The 11,061-nt window shown below is 70.4% G+C and carries 11 protein-coding genes; 1 reads left to right on the top strand and 10 read right to left on the bottom strand.

The features are described 5' to 3' along the window. Window positions 1-22 precede the first annotated feature (22 nt). The 4 genes from AC3WPZ_RS05680 to AC3WPZ_RS05695 are packed head-to-tail and all read right to left on the bottom strand — an operon-like array spanning window position 23 to window position 4,780. Window positions 23-883, bottom strand: a complete 861-nt coding sequence (locus AC3WPZ_RS05680) for a sulfurtransferase (RefSeq protein ID WP_382320980.1) — start codon at window positions 881-883, stop codon at window positions 23-25. Between the two features lie 13 nt (window positions 884-896). Beyond that, a complete protein-coding gene (locus tag AC3WPZ_RS05685; RefSeq protein WP_382328485.1) occupies window positions 897-1,892 on the bottom strand; it encodes a tripartite tricarboxylate transporter substrate binding protein in 996 nt (331 codons plus the stop codon). 56 nt (window positions 1,893-1,948) lie between these two features. Continuing rightward, complete coding sequence (purB, locus tag AC3WPZ_RS05690; RefSeq protein ID WP_382320975.1) at window positions 1,949-3,310, bottom strand: adenylosuccinate lyase; 1,362 nt, start codon at window positions 3,308-3,310, stop codon at window positions 1,949-1,951. 15 nt (window positions 3,311-3,325) lie between these two features. Further along, on the bottom strand, window positions 3,326-4,780 hold the full coding sequence (locus AC3WPZ_RS05695; RefSeq protein ID WP_444687097.1) for an FAD-binding oxidoreductase: 1,455 nt from the start codon (window positions 4,778-4,780) through the stop codon (window positions 3,326-3,328). Between the two features lie 116 nt (window positions 4,781-4,896). On the opposite strand from AC3WPZ_RS05695, the gene AC3WPZ_RS05700 reads away from it, so the two are divergent. Then, window positions 4,897-5,670, top strand: a complete 774-nt coding sequence (locus tag AC3WPZ_RS05700; protein ID WP_382320970.1) for an IclR family transcriptional regulator — start codon at window positions 4,897-4,899, stop codon at window positions 5,668-5,670. Between the two features lie 11 nt (window positions 5,671-5,681). Here AC3WPZ_RS05700 and AC3WPZ_RS05705 read toward each other — a convergent pair whose 3' ends face one another. From AC3WPZ_RS05705 to AC3WPZ_RS05730, 6 genes are all read right to left on the bottom strand, one after another. Further along, entirely contained in the window at window positions 5,682-7,052 is a 1,371-nt protein-coding gene (locus tag AC3WPZ_RS05705; protein ID WP_444687096.1) for an MmgE/PrpD family protein, read from the bottom strand. Window positions 7,053-7,122: 70 nt separating this feature from the next. Beyond that, window positions 7,123-7,668 carry a DUF4256 domain-containing protein gene (locus AC3WPZ_RS05710; RefSeq protein WP_444687095.1) on the bottom strand — a complete coding sequence of 182 codons (546 nt, stop codon included), beginning with the start codon at window positions 7,666-7,668 and terminating at the stop codon, window positions 7,123-7,125. 16 nt (window positions 7,669-7,684) lie between these two features. Further along, the gene (gene bktB, locus AC3WPZ_RS05715; protein ID WP_382320964.1) at window positions 7,685-8,875 is read right to left on the bottom strand and encodes a beta-ketothiolase BktB; all 1,191 of its coding nucleotides are present in this window, start codon (window positions 8,873-8,875) and stop codon (window positions 7,685-7,687) included. Window positions 8,876-8,930: 55 nt separating this feature from the next. Beyond that, window positions 8,931-9,503, bottom strand: coding sequence for a histidine phosphatase family protein (locus AC3WPZ_RS05720; protein ID WP_382320962.1), 573 nt, complete (start codon window positions 9,501-9,503; stop codon window positions 8,931-8,933). Between the two features lie 18 nt (window positions 9,504-9,521). Further along, on the bottom strand, window positions 9,522-10,301 hold the full coding sequence (locus AC3WPZ_RS05725) for an SDR family NAD(P)-dependent oxidoreductase (protein WP_382320959.1): 780 nt from the start codon (window positions 10,299-10,301) through the stop codon (window positions 9,522-9,524). Between the two features lies 1 nt (window position 10,302). Next, a complete protein-coding gene (locus AC3WPZ_RS05730; RefSeq protein ID WP_444687094.1) occupies window positions 10,303-10,917 on the bottom strand; it encodes an RluA family pseudouridine synthase in 615 nt (204 codons plus the stop codon). Window positions 10,918-11,061: the final 144 nt, after the last annotated feature.

An 11,061-nucleotide genomic window follows, 5' to 3' on the forward strand; every position in this document is an offset into this window, starting at 1 on the left:
AGTGTTTTTTGGTGAGAGGGTGTCAGGCCGCGCCGGTGGCGATCGGGGCGCCCGGCTGGGCGCTCCATTCGCTCCACGAGCCGGGGTAGAGCGCCGCGCCGCGCAGCCCGGCGACCTCCATGGCCAGCAGGTTGTGGCAGGCGGTCACGCCGGAGCCGCACTGGTTGACCAGTTGCGCCGCCGGCCGGCTCCCGGTGATGGCGTCGAATTCCTGGCGCAGCTGCGCGGCCGGTTTGAAGCGGCCGTCCGCACCCAGGTTGTCCTTGAACAGCCGGTTGCGCGCGCCGGGGATGTGCCCGCCGATCGGGTCCATGGTTTCGTTCTCGCCGCGAAAGCGGTCCGGCGCGCGCGCGTCCAGCACCAGCCGCTCGGCGCTGTCGATGTTGGCCTTGACCTCGTCGTACGACACCGTGGTGACCAGCGAGGGTTTCAGGCGGAAGCTGCCCGGGGCGGGCGCGCCCGGCGCGTCCTGGCTCAGCGCGTGGCCCGCCGCTTTCCAGGCGGCGATGCCGCCGTCGAGCACCGCCACGGCCGGGTGGCCGGCCCAGCGCAGCATCCACCACAGGCGCGCCGCGTACATGCCGCCGGCGTTGTCGTACGCGACCACCTGCGTGTCCGCATCGAGCCCGAGGGCGGCCATGGCCGCGGCGAAGGTCTCGCGGCTGGGCAGCGGGTGGCGGCCGTTGCGGCCGGTCTTCGCGGTGGACAGCACCTGGTCCAGGTGCACGTAGCGCGCGCCCGGGAGGTGCCCGCTGTCGTAGGCGCGCTGGCCGGCTTGCGGGTCGGTGAGTTCGAAACTGCAGTCCAGCACCATCAGCGGTGCGCCGCTCTTCTGGGCGGCCGCGAGTTCGTCGGCGGAGATCAGGGTGTCGAAGGTGATCATGAAGCGGGTGCCCTTACTTGCTGGAGATTTCCTTGAGCAGGGCCGGCGTGAGCGCGGCCTTGTAGCGCGCGATGTCTTCGAGGATGAAGCCGCGGAACGCGTCCATGGGCAGGTTGCGCTCGGTGGCGGCGTCGCGGCGGATGGCGTCGCGCACTTCCGGTGTGGCGAGCGCGCGGCTCAGGTGGTCCGACAGGTGCTTGACCACGGCCTCGGGCGTGCCTGCTGGCGCGACCAGGCCGTACCACTGCGTCACCGGCACGTTCACGCCGAGCTCCTTGAAGGTCGGCACATCGGGGATGGCCGGGTTGCGCTTGTCGCCGGTGATGGCCAGCAGCCGCAGCTGGCCCTGGCGCACCTGGTTCACCAGCGGCGAGGCGGTGGCGAAGAAGCTGTCGACCTGGCCGCCCAGCATGTCCGTGATGGCCGGGCCGGAACCCCGGTAGGCCACGTGCAGCATCTCCACGCCGGCCTCCTTGACCACCATCTCCATGCCCATGTGCGCGGCCGCGCCGGCGCCGGTGGAGGCGAAGCTGAGCTTCTGTGTCTTGGCCGCGTCCAGCAGCTCGCGCGCCGTCTTGAAGCGCGAACCGTGCGCGACGAACAGGCCGTGCGGCGCTTCCAGGATCATGCCGATGGGCGCGAAGTCTTCGGGCACCTTGTAGGGGATGCTCTGCGGCCGGGTGGCCGGCGCCACCGCGAGGTTGCCGCTCATGGCCAGCAGCAGGGTGTAGCCGTCGGGCTTGGCCTTGGCCACCAGGTCGGCGGCGATGTTGCCGCCCGCGCCGGTGCGGTTGTCGGCCACGACGGTCTGGCCCAGGCTCTTGCTCAGCGCGTTGGCGATCAGCCGGCCGTAGAGGTCGCCACCGCCACCGGGCGGGAACCCGATCACCAGCTTGATGGGCTGGTCGGGGTAGGCCGCGAAGGCCGGTGCGGCCGCGCCCAGGCCGAGCGAGAGCGCGAGGGCCAGCATGGTGCGGCGGCGAAGGGCTTTGAGGGCAGGGTGGTTCATCGGTTGGTCTCCATTGTTGTGGGGGAAGGAAGCAGCTGTGCCGCAGGCAGAGAATCTCAGTCCCGCAGCCAGGGCTGCTGCTGGGCCACCACGCGGTCCACCGTGGCGCCGCATTGGCCGAGGTACTGCAGCGGGTCGGTGAAGTCGCGGATCTCGTCGTCGCTCAGCAGCTTGGAGAGGCCTTCGTGCTGGCGCATGGCGTCGGCGAAGTCGAGCCGGGACGTGATGCCGTGCATGGAGGCCTCGTAGATCCACTCGTGGGCCGTCTGCTTGCCCACGCGCTCGGAGAGCTCCAGCATCACGCGCTCGGACAGCAGGTAGCCGCGCATCTTGTCGAGGTTGGCCGCCATCACGTCCGCGTTGACCTTCAGGCCGGCCAGCAGGTTCCTGGCCTGGAACAGCATGGCGCCGGCGATCAGGCAGCACTCGGGCAGGGCCTTCCATTCCATCTTCCAGGCGATGCCGTCGCGCTCGCTTTCCTGCACCATGCCCTCGACCATCATGGCGGCGTTGTAGCGCAGCGGGCGCGAGAGGCCGGCCAGGTTTTCGGCGGAGGTGGGGTTGCGCTTGTGCGGCATGGTCGACGAGCCCAGCTTGCCGTCGGAGAAGCCTTCTTCCACCTCGCCGAATTCGTTGCGCTGCATGTTGAACAGCTCGTTGCCGATCTTGGAGAGCGTGGCGCCCAGCATGGCCAGCAGGTTGGCGTACTCGGTGAAGCGGTCGCGCGCGGGCGCCCAGCTGATGGCGGGTGTGCCCAGGCCCAGCTTGGTGAGCATGAGCTGTTCGAGCTCCTGTGCCTTGGGGCCCAGCGAGGCCTGGCTGCCCACGGCGCCGGCCAGCATGCCGACCAGCACGCGCGGCGCGGCCTGCACCAGGCGCTCGTGGTGGCGACCGAGCTCGTCGAGCCAGATCGCGCACTTGTGGCCGAAGGTGATGGGCAGGGCCTGCACGCCGTGGGTGCGGCCGGCCATGGGCACGTCCCGGTGCGCCATGGCCAGGCGGGCCAGCTCCTGGCCGACCGCCTTCAGGTCGCGCAGCGCCACGGCGTGGAACTCCTTGAGCTGCAGGGCCACGCCGGTGTCGACCACGTCCTGCGTGGTCGCGCCGTAGTGCACCCATTCGCCGTTGTCCTTGCTGCAGCGGGCCTGCAGCTGCTTGAGCGCCGGCACCAGCGAATGCTTGATGCGGCGGATCTCGGCCGACATGGTGGCGATGTCGATGTGCTCGACCCGCGCCTGCTGCGCGATCTCCTGGGCGGCGGCGGCCGGGATGAGGCCCAGCTCGGCCTGGGCGGCGGCCAGGGCGGCCTCGAAGTCGAGCCACTTCTGGATGCGGTTCTCTTCGCCGAAGATGCGGCGCAGCTCATCGGTGCCCCAGAGGTGCTGGAGCGATTGCATGTCGAAGACGGAAACGGGCATGGAAATCCTGAAGGGTTAGAGAACGGGTTGGGGGACGGGCAGCGCGCGCGGCAGCACGCGCCCGGGGTTGAAGGTGTTGGCGGGATCGATCGCCTGCTTGATGCGCGCCATCAGCTCCAGCGCGATGGGCGGCTTGTGGTGGAGGAAGGCGGCCTGCTTGAGGCGGCCGATGCCGTGTTCGGCCGAGATCGAGCCATGCAGGCGCGCGGTGATGGCGTGCACCGTGTCGTGGATCGTGTCTTCGTGGCGCAGGAAGTCGCTGTCCGGCATGCCCGGGGGCTTGCTCTGGTTGTAGTGCAGGTTGCCGTCGCCGACGTGGCCGAAGCAGACCACGCGCACGCCGGGCAGCAAGGCCTGCAGCGCCGCGCCGGCCTCGGCGATGAACTCGGGGATGCGCGAGACGGCGACCGAGATGTCGTGCTTGATGGACGGCCCGTCCAGCCGCTGGGCCTCGGGCACGTGCTCGCGCAAGGCCCACAGGTCGTGGCTCTGCTGGCCCGAGCGGGCCAGCACCGCGTCCAGCACCAGGCCTTGTTCGATCGCCTGGCCCAGCACGTCTTCCACCGCGGGCGAGGGGTCCATGCGGGTGGAGGTTTCCGACACGTCGAACAGCACCGCCCAGCCGTACCCGCCGGGCAGGGGATCGCGCATGCCCGGTGTGCCGTGCGCCAGCACCTGGTCCAGCGCCTGGCGCCCCATCAGCTCGAAGGCCGTGACCCGTTCGCCGACCGCCGCGCCCAGCTCGGCCAGCAGCTCCACGGCGGCCTGCGGATCGCGCACGGCCACCCAGGCGGTGACCACCTGCCGGGGTGGCGCGAACAGCTTGAAGGTGGCGGCCGTCACGATGCCCAGGGTGCCCTCACCGCCAATGAACAGCTGCTTGAGGTCGTAGCCGGTGTTGTCCTTGCGCAGGGCGCCCAGGGCGTCGAGCACGCGGCCATCGGCCAGCACCACCTCCAGGCCCAGGGTCAGGTCGCGCGTGTTGCCGTAGCGCAGCACCTGCTCGCCGCCGGCGTTGGTCGACACCACACCGCCCACCGTGGCGCTGCCCTCCGAGGCCAGCGAGAGCGGGAACAGGCGCCCTTGGGCGGCGGCGGCTTCCTGCGCCGCCAGCACGGTGCAGCCGGCCTCCAGCGTCATGCTGTTGTCCAGCGGGTCCACGCGCCGCACGGCGGTCATGCGGTCCAGGCTCAGCAGCACTTCGCTGCGCGAGGTGTCGGGCGTGGAGCCCCCCACCAGGCCCGTGTTGCCGCCTTGCGGCACCACCGCCACCTGGTTCGCCGCGCACGCGGCCACCACGCGCGACACCTCCGCCGTGCTGGCGGGGCGCACCACGGCGCGCGCGGCGCCGGGAAAGTTGCGCCGCCAGTCGCCGACGTAACGCGCGGTGGCCGCGTCGTCCGTCAGCACATGGCTGGCGCCGACGATCGCGATCAGTTCGGCAACCAGGGGGTCAGGGGCATTCGACATGGTGGGTGTGTTGGGTTTGTTCATTTCATTCAATGAACTATGATTCAATGAATGAAACTATAAATCCGGCCACCCCCGCTGTCAACCGAGATAATCCGCAGTCGCGGACACCCACCATGAAGCCAAGCAAAAACCACCCAGCCCCATCGGTCCTTTCTGGCGAGCCGGCGAACGCCAGCGCCCCCAAGCCGCCCGCGGGCGTGCTCGAGCGCGGCATCTCCATCCTCGAATGCTTTCGCGAGGACCGCCTGCGCATGTCCCTGCGCGAACTGGCCGAGTGCACCGGGCTGGACAAGGCCACGCTGCTGCGCCTGCTGGGCGTGCTGCAGCGCGCGCGCATGGTCCACCGGTTCGACAGCGGCAGCTACGCGCCGGGCCCGGCGCTGCTGCACATGGGCATGCTCTACCGCAGCACCTTCGATCTGGGCACGCGCCTGCAGCCCGTGCTGCACGCGGTCATGCAGCAGACGGGTGAGACCGTGGCCTTCTACATCCGCAGCGGCGACGACCGCGTGTGCCTCTACCGCGAGAACACGGTCAAGGAGGTGCGCCACCATGTGGAGGTGGGCACGCGCCTGCCGCTGGCGGCGGGCGGCTCATCGGCCCACATCCTGCTGGCCTTCACCGGCAGCCCCACGCCGCACCAGGCCGAGATCGACGCCAAGGGCTACGCCATGACGCGTGCCGAACGCGTGGACGAGATGGCCTCGGTGGCGCTGCCGGTGTTCGACGGCGATGGGACCTTCCTGGGCGCCATGGTCGTCATCGGCCTGGCCTCGCGCCACAACATAGTGGCCCAGCGCAAGGCGGCGGACATCGTGCGCCAGGAACTCGCGCTGCAGGGCTTCGCCAGTGCCGCGCCCAATGGCTGGCGCGTGCCGACCGCCTGACGCGGCCCTGCTCAAATGCCGAAGAGGTCGGCGCTGGGCCGGCAGGGCGCCTCGTCGTTCGACGCGTCCGCGAAGGCCCCGCACCAGCGGGTCAGCTGCGCGGCCTGCGGGTCGGTCATGGCCGGCGCGAAGGCCCGCATGCGCGCCTGCAACTGCGCCCAGTCGAAAGGGTCTTCCGGGTCGCCCCGGCGCAGCTCGCGGTAGGCGCTCAGGCTGCGGCCGTCCTTCAGCGTGACCGTCACGCGCGAGGGGCGTTTTTCCGGGAAGCCGCGCTGAAAGGCCTCGTCCGTGCTCACGTGCACGCGATCGGCCAGGGCCAGCAGCACGGGCGATGACAGGTCGGGCGTTTCCATGTCGGCGATGCCGAGCCGACCCTGGATCAGCAGCGTGGCCACCACGTAGCGCAGGCAGAACGGCGTCTCCGCGGGCTTGGTGGGCCAGTGCACGCCAGCGATCTTCAGCGCGTGCGGAAAGATGACCACCTGCACCGACTCGATGTCCTGCACGGCAGGCGCATGCTGGTCGAGGATCTCGCGGGTGGCGTCCAGCGGCGTGAAGAGCTGGGCGCAGCAAGGCCAGGCCTTGATGGTGGCGGTGTTCAGGCGCTCGGGCGCGTCCAGGTCGCTGTCCAGCGCGGTCAAGGGGCCGTCGCCACCCAGCAGCGCGTAGAGGCCGCGCCGCCCCGTGACGAATGCGCGCGCGCCGGGGAAACCTGCCTGTGCCGCCCAGGCGGCCATCAGGCCGTTGCGCACCGCGAAGCCGGGGTGCAGCGATTTGGCCTCGTGGGCCTCGTCATCGACCAGTTGCCACAGGCCAGCCGACTGGGTGGCCGCGATGCCCAGGGCGTGGTGCAGCTGTGCCTGCGGCAGGCCCAGCGCCACCGCGCTGGCCGCCGCCGCCCCCACCGTGCCCGCCGTCGCGGTGGCGTGAAAGCCCGCGGCGTGGCGGGTGCCCAAGGCCTCGCCCACCCGCAGCGCCACCTCGTAGCCGGCCACGATGGCGTCCGCCGCGCGGCGCATCGACAGCGCCTGCGTGGCCGCCAGCGCGAGCACCGGCGAGATCGCCACCACACCCGGGTGCAGCATGGCGGCGCGGTGCGCGTCGTCGATCTCGCGCAGGTGCGCGATGCCCGCATTGGCGAAGCCGGCCGCCAGGGGCTGCGCCGGGGCGCCACCGAACACCGGCGCCGGCCCGGGGCCGGGCACGCTGGTGCGGGCCAGCGCCCTCAGCGCCGAGGCGCCCGGCATGCCGACGGCGGCCCAGCCGGCGGTGAACCAGTCCAGCAGCGCCTGGGCCAGCCGCTCGCGCGTGGCGTCAGAGAGGGGCCGCTGCTGAAGGCTGGCGAGGTGGGCGACCAGGGTGGACTCGTGGGTGGAGGGCATGTGACTGGTTCATTAAATGAAATGTGTTTCATTATATAAACCAAGCCCCACCACGAACCGATGCGCCGATTCAGACGCTCACCCAGCCCCTGAACCCGCGCGAGGCGTAATACGACTGCACGCCGTTGTGGTACGTGAACACCTGGTCGTAGCGCCGGTCGCAGAACAGGGCGCCCCCCAGCTTGCGGATCTCGGGCGGCGTGGCCACCCAGCTGGAGGTCTTCAGGTCGAACTCGCCGAATTGTTGAAGCTGGCGGTACTGCGCCTCGGTCAGCAGCGACACGCCCATGGCCTGGGCCATCTCGGCCGCGCTGCCCGCCGGCTTGTTCTCCTTGCGCGCGGCCAGGGCTTCGCCGTCGAAGCACAGGCTGCGGCGCCCCGCCGGGCTTTCGGCGGCGCAATCGCAGAACAGGTAGGCGCCGTGCTCGTCCGCCGTGCCGATGACGTCGGGCTCGCCGCCCGTGCTCTCCATCTCGGCCAGGGTGTTCAGCTTGTCGGGCTTGCTCTGAAGGCGGGCCAGCACGTCGGCCCAGCCGACCTTGGCATGCCGCTTCATGTGCTTCTCGAACCGCTGCTTCAAGGTGCGCAGCAGCTCGTCGCGTTGTTCGGCTTTCATGTGGCGCCCCCTGTGTTCAAACCCGTTCGAAGATCGCAGCGATGCCCTGGCCGCCGCCGATGCACATCGTCACCAGCGCGTAGCGGCCCTGGATGCGCTGCAGCTCGTGGAGGGCCTTCACGGTGATCAGCGCGCCCGTGGCGCCGATCGGGTGGCCCAGCGAGATGCCCGAGCCGTTGGGGTTGACCTTGGCCGGGTCCAGGCCGAGGTCGCGCGTGACGGCGCAGGCCTGCGCGGCGAAGGCTTCGTTGGCCTCAATCACGTCCAGGTCCTTCACCGTGAGGCCGGCCTTCTGCAGCGCCAGCTTCGTGGCCGGCACCGGGCCGATGCCCATGTATTTCGGGTCCACGCCCGCGTGCGCATACGCCACCAGGCGGGCCAGCGGCTTCGCGCCGCGCGCCTTGACCGCGCCGCCATCCATCAGCACCACGGCCGCGGCCGCGTCGTTGATGCCCGAGGCGTTGCCGGCGGTCACGGTGCCGTTCTCCTTCAGGAACACGGGCTTGAGCTTGGCCAGGTCGTCCAGGGTGGCGTTGGCGCGGAAGTGCTCGTCGGTGGCGTAGGCCACGTCGCCCTTCTTGCTCTTGAGCATCACGGGCACGATCTGATCCTTGAACAGGCCGGCCTCGGTGGCGCGCTGCGCGCGGTTGTGGCTTTCCACGGCGAGCCTGTCCTGGTCCTCGCGCGTGATGCCCCACTTGGCCGCGATGTTCTCGGCCGTCACGCCCATGTGGATGGTGTGGAAGGGGTCGTGCAGCGCGCCGACCATCATGTCCACCATCTTGGTGTCGCCCATGCGCGCGCCCCAGCGCATGTTGAGGCTGGCGAACGGCGCGCGGCTCATGCATTCGGCACCGGCGCCGATGGCCACGTCGGTGTCGCCCAGCAGGATGCCCTGCGCGGCCGACACGATGGCCTGCAGGCCCGAGCCGCAGAGGCGGTTGACGTTGAAGGCGGGCGTGCCTTCGGCGCAGCCGCCCTGGATGGCCGCGACGCGCGAGAGGTACATGTCTTTCGGCTCGGTGTTGACCACGTGGCCGAACACCACGTGGCCCACGTCCTTGCCTTCGACGCCCGCGCGCGCGAGCGACTCGCGCACGACGAGCGCGCCGAGTTCGGTGGGAGGCTGGTCTTTCAGGCTGCCGCCAAAGGTGCCGATGGCGGTGCGCACGGCGCTGACGACAAAAACTTCTCGCTGGTTGCTCATGGTGTTCTCCGGGTGATGAAGGGGGGCGCCTGCCATCGTAGCGCGGCAGGACCGTTCAGAAGGCCTGCCGCGCCACCACCCGCAGCTGCGTGCCGCTGCCGTCCTTGCCCGGCCGGGTGAGCAGGATCTCGCCCATGGCCGGGGTCTGGCCGGTGAGGGCGGCGACGTTGATGTGGTGCGTGACCAGCGCCAGGTTGCGCGGGGCCGACCAGCCTTGCACGGCATCGAGCACCTCGCGCGTCTGCTCGTCGCGCTCGTCGGGGCTGAAGAAGGCGTTGAGCGGCGCCCAGACGGTGTTCTTCTTGAAGGCCAGCATGGCGGTGTCCACACAGCGGCACCAGGCGCTGGAGCGCACCTCGTTGATCTTCACGCGCTCGCGCAGAAAGGCTTCGTGCATCTTGTTGGCCTGTTTGCGGCCGGTGTCGCTGAGCATGCGCTGGGTGCGGCAGTCGCCGAGCGTGAAGCCCGGCGGGTCGCCCGCGCCGGGCTCGGTCTGCGCGTGGCGCATCAGCAGCACGCAACCGCCTTCGCGCAGCAGGGTCCAGAAGCCCGCGTCCTGCGTGAAGGCGAGGGTGGGCAGGGTGGTGAGGGCGAGGGCGGTGGCCTGGGTGAAGTGGCGTCGTTGCATGGGGTCTCCCGGTCGCGGTCAATCGCGCACGTCGGCGACAGGGTTGCTGCCGAAGTCGGGCCGGTCCAGCCAGGCCAGCACGCTCGCGGCGGCGTCTTGCGGGGTGCTGAGCTGGCCCTGGCTTTTCAGGTCCTTGAAGCGTCCGACGTCGGGGAACGCCGCCGGGTCGCCCGAGCGCAGTTGCGACTGCATGTCGGTGTCGATCACACCCGGAGCCAGCGACACCAGCCGCGCGCCATGTGGGCGCTGCGCTTCGTCGAGCGCGCTGCAGCGGGTGAAGTGGTCCATGCCGGCCTTGGCGGCGCAGTAGGGCGCCTGGGCCGCCATGGCGCGCCGGCCCAGGCCCGAGGAAATGTTGAGCACCTTGCGCGGGCCGCGCCAGCCGGTGTCCACCCAGGCGCCGGTGGCGCGCAGGAAGGCGGCGGTGAGCTGCATGGGCGCCTCCAGGCCCACGCGCAGCGCGTTGGCGAGGTCGTCGGGCGGGCAGTCGTCGATGGGGCCGATGCGCGGGATCACGCCAGCGTTGTTGATCAAGGTGGCGCTGGCGAAGCCCTGGGCGGCCTGCTCATTCAACCAGTCCTCCAGGCGCTGCGCGGCGCCGGTGGTGTCGGCGAGGTCTTGCGCCCATTGTGTGAGGGTGGCGTCGAGTCGCTGGGCTTCGTCGGCGAGCTGGGTGTTGATGTGGCGTGAGATGCAGAGCAGGTGGCCGTTGGGCCGCAGCGACTGCAGGGCCATGGCCAGGCCCATGCCGCGCGAGCCGCCGGTGAGGATGGTGAGTTGGAGTGGGGTGGTGGTCATGTCAGAAGGGGCAGGGGCTGTGGAAGTGCACGGTGTCGCCGTGCTGCGGATGGGGCAACGAGAGTTGGTGGGCGTGCAGCAGCAGGCGCGGGGCGCGGGCCTGCTGCTCGGGGGTGGCGTACAGCATGTCGCCGAGTATGGGGTGGCCGATGGCTTGCAGGTGCACGCGCAGTTGGTGGGTGCGGCCGGTGACGGGTTCGAGTTCGAGCCGGGTGGTGGTGTCGTCGTCGGTGAGGGGGCTGGCGAGGCGCCAGCGGGTGACGCTGGGTTTGCCGAGTTCGGCGCTGACGATGCTGCGGGGCCGGTTGGGCCAGTCGATGGTGAGGGGCAGGTCGATGGTGTTCCAGCCGTTGTCGGGTTGGGGTTTGTGCAGGGTGCCGGCGACGACAGCGGTGTAGCGTTTGTGGACTTCCCTTTGTTCGAAGGCGCGGCTGAGCTGGCGTTGGGCTTCGATGCCTCTGGCCATGACGACGAGGCCGGAGGTGGCCATGTCGAGCCGGTGGACCACCAGGGCGTCGGGCCATTTCGCCTGGGCCCTTGCGCTGAGGCAGTCCTGCTTGTCGGGGCCTCTTCCGGGGACGGCGAGCAGGCCTGCGGGTTTATCGAGGACGATCATTTGTTCGTCTTCGTGGATTACCTTTAGGGTGCTCACTCGCTGCACCTCGCGGGCGCGTGGGCGCATGGCGCTCTGCTCCGCGGGTGTCCCCCGGCGGCTGGTGCCGCCTCCTCCTTTACCCCGCTGCGCAGAGCGCCATGCGCC

The sequence above is a fragment of the Hydrogenophaga sp. FW305-3-2-15-A-LB1 genome (assembly GCF_058787875.1).